A 16,351-nucleotide genomic window follows, 5' to 3' on the forward strand; every position below is an offset into this window, starting at 1 on the left:
GGATAACCCGTTCCGGGTTATGCGCCCTACGAAGCGGCCGCCAATTCCCTGCGCCCCGACCAGACCATCACCAGCGCCACCAGCAGCACCGGCCACACCAGCAGGTTCACCGCGCTCCAGCCGACGCTGGTGATCAGCGCGCCGGAGCTGAAGGACATAAGCGCCGCCAGGCTGCCATTGCCCAGCTCCATCAGGCCCTGCGCATGGCCGCGCTCCTGGGGCGTGTGGCCAAAGGCAAGCAGTGTGGTGCCTGCCACCAGCATCAGGTTCCAGCCCATACCCAGCAGCAGCGAGCTGACCAGGAACTGCGCCACCGACTGCCCGCTCAGGGCCACCGCCGCGCTCACCGCCAGTAACGCCATGCCGACCCAGGCCACCCGGCGCCCGCCCAATCTGTCTACCAGCGGACCGGCGACGAAGGCGGGCAGGAACATCCCCAGCACATGCCACTGGATCACGCTCACCGAGCGCTCCAGCGGCAGCCCACAGAAGCTCATCGCCAGCGGCGTGGCGTTCATGATCAGGATCATCAGCCCGTGGCCGGCGGCGGTGCAGGCCATGGCCGCGCGGACCGCCGGGCGCGCCAGCAGCTCGCGCATCACTTTCCAGCCTCCGGTGGATGGCGCGGGCGCCGCACCCTCCGGCAGACGGCTGAGCACGGCGATGGCGACCAGCGCCAGGACGGCGATCGCCAGATAGGAACCCACGAAAGGAGCGGGCAGGGCGTTGCGCGACCACAGGGCGAGGCTCGGCGCCAGCAGTGCCGCGAGCACGCCGCCGCCGATCACATAGGCCGTCGCACGGCCCTTGTGGGTTTCATCGACCGCCTCCAGCGCGGCAAAGCGGTAGTACATCGCCGAGGCCTGGTACGCGCCGATGGGCAGCGCGCCGAGACAGAACAGCAGGAAATCCGCCAGCCACACTCCCAGCGCGCAGAGCAGGCCGCCGAGCACGCCGCAGGCGGCGCCCAGCAGCAGGCCGCGCCGGCGCCCGTGGCGCTGCATGAACAGCGACAGCGGCTGCACCGCCAGCAGATTGCCCAGCACCAGGATCGCCAGGGGCAGCGTGGCCAGGCTGTTGAGCGGAGCGAGCTGGGCGCCCACCAGCGAGGTGAGGGTGATACCGATCAGCGAGCAGGACCAGTACAGCGCCTGGCTGGTGAACAGCAGGCGGATTGCCGGGGTGCGCAGCAGCATGGTCCGTCCTCAGCCCTGGCAGCCGTTGGGCTTGAGCACCCGCTGGGTCGAGGCCGGATTGGCCGCCAGCTTCGCCAGCGGGCGGCGCGGACGCGGCACCAGCTCACCGCCGCAGTTCGGGCATTGGCCTTTCAGCACCTGCTCGGCGCAGTCGGTGCAGAAGGTGCATTCGAAGCTGCAGATGCGGGCGTCGGCGCTGTCGCCGGGCAGGTCGCGGTCGCAGCACTCGCAGCCGGGGCGGAGTTCGAGCATGGCAATCTTCCTTTGGGTGGTCGTCGTTGTCAGTGCAACTGGCCGAAGCGCTCGGCGTATTCCTGCGGGCTGATCGCCAGGTGCTTGTGGAAGGTGCGGCGCAGGTTTTCCGGATGACCGAAACCGCACAGCCGCGACACCGTGCTGATCGACGCCTGGGCGTCCTGCAGCAGCGCCCGAGCCGCTTCCAGGCGCACCCGCTCGACGTAACGGCCGGGCCCCATGCCCAGTTCGTTGATGAACACCCGCGAGAGCGTGCGCGGGCTCATGCAGGCCTGCTCGGCCAGGGCTTCCAGCGACAGGTCGGTGCCCAGGTGCGCTGGAATCCACTCCAGCAGCGCGGCCAGCCTTGGCGTGCGGGTCGGCTCCGGGGTCAGCCAGTGGCTGAACTGCGCCTGCCCGCCGGGACGCTTGAGGAACATCACCAGTCGCCGTGCGACCGCCAGGGCCAGCGCTCGACCGAGGTCGGCCTCCACCAGCGCCAGGGCAAGGTCGATACCGGCGGTGACGCCCGCCGAGGTGAACACGTGATCGTCGCCGTCGCGGCGCTGCGGGTCGTAGGTGTGCAGGCGGTCGCCCTGGACCAGCACTTCGGGGAAGCCGGCGCACAGTTCGTCGACATCCGCCCAGTGGGTGGTGGCCGGGCGGCCATTGAGCACGCCGGCGGCGGCGAGGATCAGCGCACCGGAGCACACCGAGCCGAGGCGGCGCACCTGCGGTTCGGCGGCTGCCAGCCAGTGCAGCAGCTCGCTGTTCCCGCATTGCTCCGGTACGCCCAGCCCGCCGGGGACCAGCAGGGTATCCAGGCTCGAGGGATCGACTTCGCGCCACGCCTGGTCGGCGCAGATGCGGATGCCAGCCGAGGTCGCCACCGGTCCGGCCTGTTCGCCCAGCACCAGCAGCTCGTAGAGCGGCGCCAGGCCCTGGCGCTGGCGCTCGACGTTCGCGGAGGCGAACACCTGCAGCGGCCCGGTGATGTCCAGGCTCATGACCTCGGGGTAGAGCAGGCAGGCGATACGGCGTGGCGATTCCATGGCAAGGCTCGTTCATTGGATGCCACGAGTGTGGCGGTGACCGACGCTGGCGGCAACGTCAGTCACCCCACGGATCTTGCCAAATCAGTGGGCAGTCACCTTCGAACCGCCGAGGCGGTAGGCGCTGGCGTACAGCACCGGCAGCACGATCAACGTCAGCAGCGTGGCGAAACCCAGGCCGAACATGATCACCACCGACATGCTCTGGAAGAAGGCGTCCAGCAGCAGCGGCGCCAGGCCGAGGATGGTAGTCAGCGCGGTCAGGCAGATCGGCCGCAGCCTCGCGCAGGCAGCGTTCACCAGTGCCTCGCGGGGCGGCTGGCCGCTTTCGGCGAGGTTGTCCACTTCTTCCAGCAGCACGATGCCGTTGCGCACCAGCATGCCGGACAGGCTCAGCAGCCCCAGCAGGGCCATGAAGCCGAAGGGGATGCCGGTGAGCAGGAAGCCCAGCGTCACGCCGATCATCGCCAGCGGCACGGTCAGCCAGATCAGCAGCGCCTTGCGCGGCGAGGAGAACATCAGCACGGTGATGATGAACATCGCCAGGAAGGCCATGGGCAGGCTGCCGAGCACGCCGTTGCGGGCGTCGCTGGAGCTTTCCACGTCGCCGCCCCAGGCCAGCTCGTAGCCCGGCGGCAGGGTCAGCGCCTCGATCTGCGGGCGCACCCGATTCAGCAGTTGCGAGGAGGTCTCGCCGCTCTGCGGGGCGACGTCGGCCATCACCGTCAGCGTGCGCTTGCGGTCCTCGCGCAGGATCAGCGGGTCCTCCCAGACGCTGTCGAAACCGCCGACCACCTGCTCGATGGGCAGGTAGCGCTGGCTCACCGGGCTCCACAGCATCAGGTCGTTGATCTGCCCGGCGTCCACGTCGCGTTCGCGCACGACGATCGGCATCTGCTGGGTGCCGTCGCGGTAGAGGCCTACGGTCAGGCCGCTGAAGCTCATGCGCAGCAGGCTGTCGAGGTCGCGCTTGTCGATGCCCAGCTCGCGGCCGCGGGCCTCATTGAACTGCGGCCTGACCAGCAGCGCACGGGCCTGCCAGTCGTGGCTGACGCCGGTGGCCACCGGGTCGGCGGCGAGGATGTCGCCCACCTGCGCGCCGAGGCGGCGCAGCTCCTGCGGGTCCGGGCCGGTCAGGCGCACTTCGATGGCGCTGCCGTTGGAGGGGCCGAACATCAGGCGCTTCAGCCCCGTCTGTACCTGCGGGTAGTTCTCGTCGAGGTAGTGCTGCAGGCCTGCGATCAGCCCCGGAATCTGCGCGCGGTTCTCGGTGCGCACCAGCACCTGGGCGTAGTTGGCGTGCTGGCGCTCGGCGCCGTAGGTGAGGATGAAGCGCGGCGCGCCCTGGCCGATGCTGGTGACCGTGCGCTCCACGCCCGGCAGGGCGGTGATGTGCCGGTCGATCTCGGCGGCCAGGTCGCGGGTGTGCTCGATGGCGGTGCCCTGGGGCAGCCACAGGTCGACGAAGAACATTGGCGTGTTGGCCGGCGGGAAGAAGTTCTGCCGCACCTGGGAGAAGCCCAGCAGCGAGGCGGCCAGCGCCACGGCGAGTACGCCGAGGGTCAGCGCGCGCTGGCGCAGGCAGGCTTCCAGCAGGCTGCGGTAGGCACGGTACAGCCAGCCGGCGTGCGGCTCGGCGCTGTCCGCCTTCACCGGCATTTTGGCGAAGGCCCAGCGGGCGAGCAGCGGCGCCAGGGTCATGGCGGTGACCCAGCTGAGCAGCAGCGACACCAGCAGCACGTCGAACAGCGAGCGGCAGTATTCGCCGGTGGAGTCCGCGGACAGGCCGATGGGGGCGAAGGCCAGCACCGCGATCACCGTGGCGCCAAGCAGGGGCAGGGCAGTGAGGCGGACGATATGGCGGATCGCGGCGTCGATGCCCTGGCCGCGCAGGCGGCCGACCAGCACGCCCTCGACCACGACGATGGCGTTGTCCACCAGCATGCACAGGGAAATGATCAGCGCGCCGAGGCTGATGCGCTGCAGCTCGATGCCCAGCAGGTACATCAGCAGCAGGCTGCCCAGCACGTTGAGCGCCAGCACCCCGGCGATCACCAGCCCGCTGCGCAGGCCCATGAACACCAGCAGGGTGCCGACGACAATCGCCAGCGCGATGACGAAGCTGAGCAGGAAGCCGTTGACCGCGCCGTGCACTTCCACGGCCTGGTCATAGAAGGGCGTCAGTTGCATGCCGGCCGGGCGTTCGCTTTCCAGTTGGTCGAGGCGCTGGTGCACGGCGTCGCCGACTTTCACCACGTTCACCTGCGGGGCGAAGGCGATGCCCAGCGCCAGCGCCGGCTTGCCATCGGCGCGCCAGAGGTGGCTGGGCGTGTCGGTGAAGCCGCGCTTCACCGTGGCGATATCGCCCAGGCGGATCAACTGGGCGCTGCCCGGCGCGCTGACCAGCAGGCGCTCCAGCTCGCCGACGTCGGCGAACTCGCCGGTCGGATGCAGGCGGATGCTCTCGCTGCCGACCCGCAGGCTGCCCGCGTCGGACACCACATTCTGCCGGTTCAGCAGGTCCGCCAGACGCTGCAGCGGCACGCCCATGGCGTTCATCTTCTCCCGCGAGACCTCCACCTGGACCTGCTCGGCCTGCAGCCCGGAAACCACCACCTTGCTCACGCCCGGCACCAGCACCAGTTCGCGGCGCAGATAGTCGGCGTAGTCGCGCAGTTCCTGGTAGCGATAGCCGTCGCCGGACAGCGACAGGAGGATGCCGTAGACGTCGCCGAAATCATCGTTCACCTGCGGCGGCGAAGCGCCCGGCGGCAGATGCGGGGCGAGGTCGTTGACCTTGCGCCGCAGCTCGTCCCATATCTGCGGCAGCTCGCCGGCGCGATACTGCGGCTTCACGTTGACGGTGATCTGCGACAGCCCGGCGCTGGAAATCGAGGTGAGCTTGTCGACGTAGGCCAGCTGCTGGATGGCGTTTTCCAGCGGGTAGGTGACCTCTTCCTCGACCTGTTGCGGCGAGGCGCCGGCATAGCGGGTGGCGACCACGGCGGTCTTCACGGTGAAGGCCGGGTCTTCCAGGCGGCCGATCTCGAGGATCGCGTAGAGGCCGCCGAGGGCCAGCAGGAGAATGACGATCCAGCTGCTGACCTTGTTGTGGATGAAGTAGCCGCTGATATCCATCACAGCCCCCGTTCGCGTTGCCACGGGCGCACGCGCTGGCCTTCGCGCAGCTCGGCAGTGCCGGCGGCGACTATATGCTCACCCGGCTCGAGCCCGGAAAGGATCTGGATGCCCTCGGCGCCCGGCTGGCCGAGCTGCACCGCGCGGCGCTCGACGTGCAGCGCATCGCCAGTACCTTTCACCACCCACACCTGGCTCTGGCCCGGCGCGCTGTCGTCAGCACTGAACACTGCTTCCACCGGGACGCGCAGGCTGGTCTGGGCGTCGCGGCCGAGCTGGGCGAAGTCCACCTCGACGGTGGCGCTCATGCCCGGCAGCAGGGTGACGTCCTTCGGCCGCTGCAGGGTCAGGGTGACGGTGTAGCTCAGGGTCGCCGGATCGGGGCGGGTGCTGTGTTCCTTGTACTGCGCCAGGAAGTCGCGCCCGGGCACGCGGGCCAGGCGCACGATGGGCTGGTAGTCAATGCGCAGGCTGGCGCCGTTGACGCGTTCCAGCAGGCTTTCCGGCAGCTGGAACTGCACGTCATAGGTATCGGCGGACTGCAGGATCGCCACCGGCTGCTTGGGTTGCAGCATCTGGTGGTTCTGCACCGGCAGCTGGGCGATGACGCCCTCGAACGGCGCGGTCAGGCGCGCATAGCCGAGCTCCTGGCGGGCCAGCTTCAGCGCGGCCTCGGCGGAGTCCAGCTGGGCCTTGCGCTGGTCCAGCTCGGCGCGGGCCACCAGTTGCCGCTCGTTGAGCGTGGCGACGCGCTGGTACTGGGCGCGGGCCAGGTTGAAAGTGGCTTCGCGGTCACGCAGGCGCAGGCGCAGGTCGGCATCATCCAGCTCGGCGATCAGCTGGCCGCGCTCCACGCGCTGGCCGGTCTTCACCGCCAGGGTCTTGAGATGCCCGGCGAGGCGGAAGGACAGGTCGACTTCATCCGAGGCCACCAGTTGGCCGGGGAACTGACGCACACCTTCGGCAGCCGCGGCGGGCACGCTGTAGAGCTTCACCGGGCGCACGCTGTCGGCCGGCACCGAAGGCGTCGGGCCGCAACCGACGAGCAGGCTGGCGAGCAGAAGGCAGGCGGGGGTTTTCACGGAAGATTCCTCGTCATCGAGTGGGATGCGACAAGGCTGCGCGCCACTCGGAGGAATCCGCCTGACTTGTATCAAGGGCCGCCGGGCGGCCCTGGGAAAGTTCAGCGGCGGTACAGGAATCGTTCAGAAACGGACTACATCCAGTCCTCCGTCAGACTTTCAGCACGCCGCGAAAGCCCCGCGCCGCGTAATACGACTGCACGCCGTTGTGGTAGGTGAAGACCCGCTCGTAGCGGCGGTCGCCGAACAGCGCGCCGTCCAGCTTGCGCATGGAGCCGGGGGTGCGCAGCCAGCTGGAGGTCTTCTGGTCGAAGCTGCCCAGCTCCTGCAACTGGCGGTACTGCGCCTCGTCGAGCAGCTCGATGCCGATCTGTGCGGCCAGCTCGGTGGCGCAGCCGGCGGGCTTGTCCTTCTTGCGGGCGTCCAGCGCCTCGCGGTCGTAGCAGAGGCTGCGGCGCCCGGTCGGGGTCTCGGCGGAGCAGTCGAAGAACAGGATGGCGCCGCTGGCGCTCTCGCGGCCGACCACGTCAGGCTCGCCACCGGTGGCTTCCATCTGCTCCAGCGCCTTGAGCTTGGCCGGGGCACTCTTCAGGCGCGCCTGGACGTCCGCCCAGTCGATGCCCTGGTGGCGTTCGGGGTGCTGGTCGAAGCGGGCCTGCAGTGTTGCCAGCAGGGTGTCGTGCTGTTTCGCATTCATCTTGCTTACTCTCGGCAGGGGAAAGGTCAGAGAGTAAAGCAGGATTTGCGCGGTCCGCCGTTCAGCCGGCGTCGGCCCAGCGCTCGCGCACCGCGAGGATGTCGGGCAGGCAGCCGAGGAACAGCTCCACCAGCTCAGGGTCGAACTGGCTGCCTTTCTCCCGGCGCAGCAGTTCCACCGCCTCGTCGATGCTCCAGGCCGGCTTGTAGGGGCGCACGCTGGTCAGCGCGTCGAACACGTCGGCGATGGCGACGATGCGCCCCTCGACGGGAATCTCCTCGCCGCGCAGGCCCTTCGGGTAGCCGGTGCCGTCCCAGCGCTCGTGGTGGGTGAGGGCGATGCTGCGGGCCAGGCGCAGCAGGTTGGAGTCATGTTCGCCGATGATCCGCGCGCCGATCTCCGGGTGCTGGCGCATCACCTGCCATTCGTGCTCGTCGAGCCGGCCGGGTTTGCGCAGGATGGCGTCGGGAATGCCGATCTTGCCCACGTCGTGCATGGGCGCGGCGTTGAGCAGGTCGTCGGCGGCCTTCTCCGAGTAGCCGGCGGCGCGCGCCAGCAGGTGGGCGTAGTGGCTCATGCGGATGACGTGCAGGCCGGTCTCGTTGTCCTTGTACTCCGAGGCCTTGCCCAGGCGCTGGACGATCTGCAGGCGCGTCTCGCGCAGCTCCTCCACGCTCACCAGCGACAGGTGCGTGCGCACCCGCGCCTTGACGATGGGCGGGCTGACCGGCTTGGTGATGTAGTCCACCGCGCCCACCTCGAAGCCCTTGGCCTCGTCCGGCACGTCGGCCAGGGCGGTGACGAAGATCACCGGGATGGCGCAGGTGGCCTGCTCGGCCTTGAGCCGCTGGCAGACCTCGAAGCCGGTCATGCCGGGCATCATCACGTCCAGCAGGACCAGGTCGGGGCGCTCGCGGTTGGCCAGCTCCAACGCCTTGTCGCCGTCCTTGGCGAACAGCAGGCGGTAGTCATCCTGCAGGATGTGGCGCAGCACCTGGAGGTTGGTGGCTTCGTCGTCCACCAGCAGCAGGCAGGGCCGATGATCTTGGGCGGTCTGGGTCATGCTTGCTCCAGGCGGGTGCCGAGGGTCCGGACCCATTCCAGGGCCTGGTCGAAGTCGAAATCGTCGATGGCGTAGCGCAGGGCCTCGAAGGCCTCGCGGTGCTCGCCCTGGGCGGTGCCCAGGCGCAGGCGTTCCAGTGCCTGGTCGTCGAGACCGCCACGGGAGAGGGCCAGTTGCAGGGCTTGCAGCGCGTCGCGCAGGTCCTGCGAGGCGGCCTCGCCGACGATCTGGCCGACCGCCTCGGTAACCGCTTCCGGCACCAGTGGCACCGACTCGCGGACCGTGGCGAACTCCACGCGGACACGCTCCAGCGTGGAGTTCAGCTGCTCAGCCGGGCCATGCTCGGCGGCACCTTCCAGCGCGCCGATGGCACTGGCCAGGCGCGGCAGGGCAAGGTTGGCAGCGGCACCGCGCAGGCGGTGGGCGAGGGCGGCGATGCCGGCGCGGTCACCTTCGCTCACGGCGATTTCCAGGGTATCCAGGCTGGCTTTCTGCTCGTCGAGGAAGCGCACAATGGCCCGCGCCATGGGCAGCGGGCCGCCCCACAGGCGCGCGCCGGCGGCCCAGTCCAGGGTTGCCAGCGGCGTGCTGTCGGCGGTCTGCGCGCTGCGCACCGCAGGAGCGGTGCCGAGCAGGCGGGCCATTTCATCCAGCAGGCCGGCGAGGTCCAGCGGCTTGCTGGCGAAGCCGTTCATGCCGGCGTCCAGGGCGTTCTGCCGGTCGCGGTCGAGTACGCTGGCGGTGAGGGCGATGATCGGCACGGCCTCAATGCCCCTTTCCTGTTCGATGCTGCGGATGCGCCGGGTGGCTTCCAGGCCATCCATGCCGGGCATCTGCACATCCATCAGGATCAGGTCGAAGTCCTCTGCGCTGTACGCATCCACGGCGGCCTGGCCGTCGCCGACGCTGTACGGTTGGTGGCCCAGACGGCGCAGGTTCAGCTCCAGCAGCTCGACGTTCTGCGGTACATCGTCGGCCACCAGAATGCGTAGCGGTGGCAGGCTCGGCGCGTGGCTGCGGGCCGTCGGTTGCACGCAGCGCCCGGCCGGCAACGGCAGGTCGACGGTGAACACGCTGCCGCGGCCCACTTCACTTTCCACGGTGATGCGGCCGCCCATCAGCTCCACCAACTGGCGCGAGATGGTGGTGCCCAGCCCGGTGCCGCCGAAGCGCCGGCTCATGGAGGCGTCGGCCTGGGCGAAGGGGTCGAAGATGCGTTCCAGGCGGTCGGCGGCGATGCCGATGCCGGTGTCGCGGATGGCCAGGCGCAGCGCGCCCGGTTCGCCACTGATGAGCAGCCGGACTTCGCCGCGCTCGGTGAACTTCACCGCGTTGCCCAGCAGGTTGGTCAGCACCTGCTGCAGGCGCAGCGGGTCGCCCTGGAAGTACTCGCCGGCGCGCTGGCCGTAGTCGATCTGCAGGCTCAGGCCCTTGCGCTCGGCGGACAGTCGCAGCGCCGCGCAGACCTGCTCGCACAGCTCCGGCAGGGAGAAGTCGAGCGCTTCCAGTTCGATGGCGCCACGGTCGAGCTTGGCGGTGTCGAGGATGTCGTTGAGCAGGCCCAGCAGCGAGCGCGAGGCGTTCTGCACGGTGGTCAGGTAGCGCCGCTGGTTCTCTTCCAGCGGCGAATCCAGCAGCAGTTCGGTGAAGCCCATGATGGCGTTCATCGGCGTGCGGATTTCGTGGCTCATGTTGGCGAGGAAGCTGCTGCGCGCGGCAGCGGCCTGTTCGGCGCGGTCGCGGGCGCTGCGCAGTTCCTGCTCCATGACGCGGCGCGGGGTGAGGTCGGTGGCCAGTTTCACCACCTTCACCGGCTTGCCGTCGAAGTCGAGGATCGGGTTGTAGGTGGCGTGGATCCACACCTCGCGTCCGTCCTTGGCCAGGCGGCGGTATTCGCCGGCGCTGTACTCGCCGTCGCGCAGCCCCTGCCAGAACGTCTGGTAGCGGGCGCTGGCGGCGACGTCCGGCGGGCAGAACAGGCTGTGGTGCTGGCCCAGCACCTCGGCTTCGGTGTAGCCGAAGAGTTCGAGGATGTTCTCGTTGGCGGCGAGCACGCGGCCGTCGAGGTCGAACTCGATCAGCGCCATGGCGCGTCCGATGGCGGTGACCTTGCCTTCGTACTCGTTGCTCAGCAACTTGGTTTCGGTCTGGTCGAGCAGCACGCCGTCGATCCACTGCGGCTTGCCGGCTTCGTCGTAGCAGGCGCTGCCGCCTTCCCAGATCCAATGCTCCGCGCCGCTGCGGTCGAACATGCGGTATTCGACGACATAGCTGCGGCGTTCAGCGATGGCGCGACGGACTTCTTCGTTCACCGCCGGTTGGTCATCGGGGTGATACAGCTCGCCGAAGGTGATGCGCCGTTCGATGAAGTCCTGTGCCGACCAGCCGGTGACGGCCTCGACGGCGTCGCTGACGAACAGCGTGCTCCAGACGTCGTCCGGCAGGACGCGGAAGGCGATGCCGGGCATGTTGCGAATCAGCGAGCGGTACTGTTCCTCGCTGGTACGCAGGGCCTGCTCCATCACGCGGCGCTCGCTGATATCGGCAACGAACACCACGAACCAGGGCTTGCCGTCGTGGTCGGTGACGCCAAGGCTGACCCGCGCGGGGAATTCACGGCCGTCACGGGTCAGGCCTTCCAGCTCCAGTTCGGAGTTGTGGAACTGGCGTTCGCCGCTGCGCTTGTAGTTCTCCAGCGCGATGCGGAACTGCTGCCCGTAGGCCTCGTTCATCAGCACCTGCATCGGCTGGCCGACCAGCTCGTGAGGGTGCCAGCCGAACAGGCGCAGCACGGCGTGGTTGACCGAGCGGATCACGCCGCTGTGGTCGATGGTGAGGATGGCCTCGACGGCGGCGTCGAGCAGCGAGTCCAGGTGCTTGCGCCGGCGCTGCAGTTCCTGGAACAGCTGGCGGTAGCGCAGCAGGCCGTTCACCGCGGCGACGCAGATGCTCAGGCTGATGGTGGCCATGGACACTGCCATCGCCAGGTAGAAACTGCCCTGCACGCCCTGCGGCACACCGAATTCCTCCCGGCCGACGAAACGCGCGGCGGCCATCCCGGTGTAGTGCATGCCGGCAATCGCCAGCCCCATCACCACGCCGCTGACCAGAATCGTCAGGTTCGGCCGCATCCGCCCGCGCAGGCCGAAGCGCACCCACAGCGCGATCACCGCCAGCACCACGGCGACCAGGATCGACAGGGCGAACATCCAAGGGTTGTAGCGCAGCAGCGGAGCCATCTGCATCGCTGCCATGCCGCTGTAGTGCATGGCGCCGATGCCGGCGCCGACCAGCACGCCGCCGCCGATAAGCTGCAGGGGGCTGACGTTGCGCCGGGCCAGCAGGTTCAGGGCGATCCACGAGGCGAACAGGCTGGGCAGGCCGGAGAGCAGGGTGATCAGCGGGTCATAGCGCACCGCCGCGCAAAGCTGGAAGGACAGCATGCCGATGAAGTGCATCGCCCACACGCCGCCGCCCAGCGCCACCGCGCCGGTGCCGATGGCCAACTGGCGGTAGAACGGGCTGCGCGCCAGCCGCGCCACGCCCGACAGCTGCAGGGCCATGGCCGAGGTGAAGATGGCGATGAGGATGGAGAGCGCCACCAGCGCCGTGTTGTGCTCGCCGAAAACCAGCAGCGAAGGGGTGTCGCCACTGTAGAAATATCGCTGCAGATCGAGCATTGAACGAAGACCGTACTGCGTGCCGAAGGCCCGGTGGAAGACGAGACTGGGGGAAGCAAAACACAGGATGGCTGCAAATTGCCATCATTGTCGGTCGCTGCACCCGCGAAAGCCGCGTCACGAGGACGGATTCAGACGAGTGGGAAGCCAGGGTTCGGAATCGAAGCTGAAACGATGCAGCCGGTGAGGCGACCGATAACGCGCTATCGGCGGAAGAGGCGGGAAATTGAGCGCTTGCCGACGGCTGGCAGCGCCCATGAAAAAGCCCGGCGGAGGCCGGGCTTTTTCGCGGGTACCTGTCTGCGGATCAGGCGGGCATGTGCCATTCCTGCAGGCGGTAGCCTTCGCGGTTCAGCTCGTCGCGGGCCTGGTTCAGCAGGCCTTCGAGCTGCTCCGGGTCGGAGTAGGCGGAGCTGGGAATGCGGGTGAGGCCCAGCAGACGGGCACCGGTACGATCGAGGACGGACAGGTCGAGGCTGCCGTCGCCCCCTTGGTCAACCCAGGTCACACAATTGAAGGGTTGGAAGGCTCGTCCGGTGATCAGCAGAGCCTCGTTGAAACGAAGAGTCGCATGCATGGTTGTGATCTCTCTGCGGTAATCCATTGCGAAGGTGGCGAAAGCGGTTCATCCACTTTCGTGTTCGTTCACGCAATTGATGGTTTCAGAGTCGAAGAAAGTCACAGCCCATGTCGCGTTTGTACACAAAGTAGTCGCAAATTAATCCGAGTTAATCGCTGCAGGCCCCGTCAGCCGTGGCCTGCAGCGTTGTGGTGGGTGCGCTATCGCGCCGCACCTACCGCTCGTCAGAAGCGACGGGCGGTCAGGCCTGCATGGCCCAGCCGTCCACGTTCATCGCCGCCTGGCGCAGCGCCTCGGAACGGGTCGGATGCGGGTGACAGGTGCGGGCGATGTCCTCGGCGGCGCCGCGGAATTCCATCGCCACGCAGTACTCCGCGATCATGTCGCCGACGTTCGGGCCGATCATGTGGACGCCGAGGATCTCGTCGCTGCGCTCGTCCGCCAGCACCTTCACGAAGCCCTCGGTCTCGTGGTTGATCTTCGCCCGGCTGTTGGCGGTGAAGGGGAACTTGCCCACCTTGTAGGCGCGGCCCTCGGCCTTGAGCTGTTCCTCGGTCCTGCCCACGGTGGCGACTTCCGGGTGGGTGTAGATCACGCTGGGGATCACCTCGTAGTTCACTTCCCCGGCCTTGCCGGCGATCAGTTCGACGCAGGCGATGGCCTCGTCCTCGGCCTTGTGCGCGAGCATCGGGCCGGAGGTGACGTCGCCGATCACCCAGATGCCCGGCACGCTGCTGCGGTGCTCGTGGTTCTCCAGCATGCCGCGCTTGTCGGTCGTAAGCCCCACGCTCTCCAGCCCGAGGCCCTGGGTATAGGGGCGGCGGCCGATGGCGAGCAGGACGTAATCGGCCTGGATCGACTCCGCCGCGCCGCCGGCGGCCGGCTCCACGCTCAGGGTCACCTGCTTGCTGCTGACCTTGGCCTGGGTGACCTTCGAGCCCAGCTTGAAGCTCATGCCCTGCTTGGTCAGTGCGCGCTGGAAGGTCCTGGCGGTTTCCAGGTCCATGCCGGGGCAGATGCGGTCGAGGTATTCGATCACCGTGACTTCCGCGCCCAGGCGGCGCCACACCGAGCCCAGCTCCAGGCCGATGACGCCGGCGCCGATCACCACCAGGTGCTTGGGCACCTCGGGGATGGACAGCGCGCCGGTGGAATCGAGGATGCGCTTGTTGTCGACCTCGACGCCCGGCAGCGGGGAGGGCTCCGAGCCGGTGGCGATGATGATGTCCTTGGCGGTCAGCGTGGTCTTGCTGCCTTCAGCGTCGGTCACCTCGACCTTGCCCGGCCCGTCGATGCGGCCCCAGCCCTTCACCCAGTCCACCTTGTTCTTGCGGAACAGGAATTCCACGCCCTTGGTCAGCGCGGCCACGCTCTCGGCCTTCTGCTTCATCATCTGCGCCAGGTCCAGCTTGGGATTGACCTGGATGCCAAGGTTGGCGAACTCGCCGCCGGCCGCCGCTTCATACAGCTCGGATGCATGCAGCAGCGCCTTGGACGGCATGCAGCCGACGTTCAGGCAGGTGCCGCCGAGGGTTTCGCGACCCTCCACGCAGGCGACTTTCAGGCCCAGCTGGCCCGCGCGAATCGCAGCGTTGTAGCCACCGGGGCCGCCGCCAATGACGATCACATCGTATGCGCTCATGCCGTGTTCTCCATGCTTGGAAAGAGTCAGTGGAAAGGGTCAATCGAGGTTAGCCGGTGGTCGCTGGATCACCAGCGCAGGGCCGCTTCAATCCGTCACCTTATTTATATTGCATGCATAATATATTTGTGCGGGCAAGTCGCCGCTACATGACAGGCGCGGCGGGGAGGGCGAAAATGCAGGGCTTTGGCGCCTCAGGTTCGTGCGCCTACGGAGAATTCATGAAGATCGACTGCGATTTCGACAGCGGCAACATCCAGGTCATTGACGACAGCGATCCGCGCCACGTGCGCCTGGCGCTGCGCCCGGACAGCAAAAGCCCGCACTTCCAGTGGTTCCACTTCAAGGCCGAAGGCCTCGAACCCGGCCAGCAGTACCAGTTCAGCCTGACCAACACCCCCGGCTCCAGCTACATCGGCGGCTGGCCGGGCTACAACGCCGTGGCGTCGTTCGATCAGCGCGAGTGGTTCCGCGTGCCGAGTACCTACGACTCCAATGGCCTGCACTTCAGCCTCGATGCCGAGCAGCCCCAGGCCTGGTTCGCCTACTTCGAGCCCTACAGCCGCGAACGCCACGCCGAACTGGTGAAACGCGCCCAGGCCAGTGGCGCCGAACTGCTCGCCACTGGCCATAGCCTCGAAGGCCGCGAGCTGCCCCTGCTGCGCATCGGCAAGGGCGCGGCGGGTGCGCGCAAGATCTGGCTGATCGCCCAGCAGCACCCCGGCGAGCACATGGCCGAGTGGTTCATGGAAGGCCTGATCGACCGCCTGCAATCCGGCGACGCTGACATCCAGCGCCTGCTGGAGCGCGCCGACTTCTACCTGGTGCCGAACATGAACCCGGACGGCGCCTTCCACGGCCACCTGCGCACCAACGCTGCCGGCAAGGACCTCAACCGCGCCTGGGCCGCGCCCAGCGCCGAGGAAAGCCCGGAAGTGCTGTTTGTCCAGCAGCAGATGGCCAAATACGGCGTGGACCTGTTCCTCGACGTGCACGGCGACGAGGAAATCCCCTTCGTGTTCGCCGCCGGCTGCGAGGGCAACCCGGAGTTCACGCCGCGCCTGGATCGCCTGGAAAGCCTGTTCCGCGAGCGCCTGGAAGCCAACGGCGAATTCCAGAGCGTGCACGGCTACCCGAAGGACGCCCCCGGCCAGGCCAACCTGACCCTGGCCTGCAACCACGTCGGCCGCACCTACGACTGCCTGTCGCTGACCCTGGAGATGCCGTTCAAGGACCACAACCTGTCGCCCAATGCCCGCACCGGGTGGAGCGGCGCGCGTTCGAAGGCGCTGGCGGGGGCGGTGCTGGTGACGGTGGCGAGCCTGATCGACGAATTGCGTTGATCGATTGAGCGCCTTCAGGCGCTGATCGCGGGCATGGACCGCTCCTGCACCGGCATTCCGTGTAGGAGCGGGCCATGCCCGCGACGCTTTTCTGCACAATGCCTACACCTCGCCCGCCTGACCGTTTGGTCAATCCACCCCGCCTGGCTGTTGAATCTTCGTACCCGCGTGCTAGTCCAATTAATGAGGCATCAGCACGCAGGAGGTGCGTATGACTCGACATCGCAAGCTGTTGACCCCGCAGGTCATCGAAGACCTGCAGGAACGCATGGACGCCCTGGAAGAACTGGACTTCAGAGAGCGCCGGGAAGTGCGCAAGAACCGCTCGGGCGAACACAGGCCCCGCACTTTCGCTGGCGCGGCCTGAGCAAGCGGGCCCCAGGCCCGGCCTCACTGGCGCTTGCGCCAGCCAAGGAGACACGGCAGGGTCGATTCGGCATCGCGCCGGACCGGCCTTGCGTGACGCTTGACCCCACTCATTCACTTCGTCGGACAGTATTCGGTATCCCGACACTGCCGCGCGCCCTTCCTTCAGCTCATTCCGGCAGCAGAGCGGCATTCCAGAGCGGCCCGCTTCTGTAATGTCACGCATACCTGATAGCAGTTGTCTTACAAAATTCAGACTGAAAACTTGAACTGCTTCA

General features: G+C 67.8%; 12 protein-coding genes. 2 read left to right on the forward strand and 10 right to left on the reverse strand.

All coding sequences use genetic code 11. The annotated features are described in order from the left end of the window. Positions 1-26: 26 nt before the first annotated feature. From IB261_RS10860 to lpdA, 10 genes are all read right to left on the reverse strand, one after another. A complete protein-coding gene (locus IB261_RS10860) occupies positions 27-1,196 on the reverse strand; it encodes an MFS transporter (RefSeq protein ID WP_192383142.1) in 1,170 nt (389 codons plus the stop codon). A 9-nt stretch (positions 1,197-1,205) separates the two neighbouring features. Beyond that, the gene (locus IB261_RS10865) at positions 1,206-1,448 is read right to left on the reverse strand and encodes a DUF1272 domain-containing protein (protein WP_081516560.1); all 243 of its coding nucleotides are present in this window, start codon (positions 1,446-1,448) and stop codon (positions 1,206-1,208) included. A 29-nt stretch (positions 1,449-1,477) separates the two neighbouring features. After that, positions 1,478-2,482 carry a GlxA family transcriptional regulator gene (locus tag IB261_RS10870; protein WP_192383140.1) on the reverse strand — a complete coding sequence of 335 codons (1,005 nt, stop codon included), beginning with the start codon at positions 2,480-2,482 and terminating at the stop codon, positions 1,478-1,480. A gap of 84 nt (positions 2,483-2,566) precedes the next feature. Beyond that, positions 2,567-5,620, reverse strand: a complete 3,054-nt coding sequence (locus IB261_RS10875) for an efflux RND transporter permease subunit (protein ID WP_192383138.1) — start codon at positions 5,618-5,620, stop codon at positions 2,567-2,569. After that, positions 5,620-6,702, reverse strand: coding sequence for an efflux RND transporter periplasmic adaptor subunit (locus IB261_RS10880; protein WP_192383137.1), 1,083 nt, complete (start codon positions 6,700-6,702; stop codon positions 5,620-5,622). Before IB261_RS10880 ends, IB261_RS10875 begins: the two co-directional genes overlap by 1 nt. Positions 6,703-6,853: 151 nt before the next feature. After that, on the reverse strand, positions 6,854-7,399 hold the full coding sequence (locus tag IB261_RS10885; RefSeq protein WP_192210880.1) for a DUF4256 domain-containing protein: 546 nt from the start codon (positions 7,397-7,399) through the stop codon (positions 6,854-6,856). Positions 7,400-7,460: 61 nt separating this feature from the next. Beyond that, positions 7,461-8,462, reverse strand: coding sequence for a response regulator (locus tag IB261_RS10890; RefSeq protein WP_081516565.1), 1,002 nt, complete (start codon positions 8,460-8,462; stop codon positions 7,461-7,463). Then, positions 8,459-12,142 carry a PAS domain S-box protein gene (locus IB261_RS10895; RefSeq protein WP_192383135.1) on the reverse strand — a complete coding sequence of 1,228 codons (3,684 nt, stop codon included), beginning with the start codon at positions 12,140-12,142 and terminating at the stop codon, positions 8,459-8,461. Before IB261_RS10895 ends, IB261_RS10890 begins: the two co-directional genes overlap by 4 nt. Before the next feature lie 307 nt (positions 12,143-12,449). Next, the gene (locus tag IB261_RS10900; RefSeq protein ID WP_081516567.1) at positions 12,450-12,719 is read right to left on the reverse strand and encodes a DUF1652 domain-containing protein; all 270 of its coding nucleotides are present in this window, start codon (positions 12,717-12,719) and stop codon (positions 12,450-12,452) included. Between the two features lie 244 nt (positions 12,720-12,963). Then, positions 12,964-14,364 carry a dihydrolipoyl dehydrogenase gene (gene lpdA, locus IB261_RS10905; protein WP_192383133.1) on the reverse strand — a complete coding sequence of 467 codons (1,401 nt, stop codon included), beginning with the start codon at positions 14,362-14,364 and terminating at the stop codon, positions 12,964-12,966. Positions 14,365-14,585: 221 nt separating this feature from the next. Between lpdA and IB261_RS10910 the strand changes: the two genes are divergently transcribed. Together IB261_RS10910 and IB261_RS10915 are read left to right on the forward strand one after the other, a co-directional pair. Further along, the gene (locus IB261_RS10910; protein WP_081516569.1) at positions 14,586-15,707 is read left to right on the forward strand and encodes a M14 family metallopeptidase; all 1,122 of its coding nucleotides are present in this window, start codon (positions 14,586-14,588) and stop codon (positions 15,705-15,707) included. Between the two features lie 211 nt (positions 15,708-15,918). Then, positions 15,919-16,074 (forward strand): hypothetical protein, encoded by a 156-nt coding sequence (locus IB261_RS10915; protein WP_167523163.1) that lies wholly within the window; start codon positions 15,919-15,921, stop codon positions 16,072-16,074. Positions 16,075-16,351: the final 277 nt, after the last annotated feature.

It is taken from the genome of Pseudomonas sp. PDM20, assembly GCF_014852575.3.
Lineage (GTDB): Bacteria > Pseudomonadota > Gammaproteobacteria > Pseudomonadales > Pseudomonadaceae > Pseudomonas.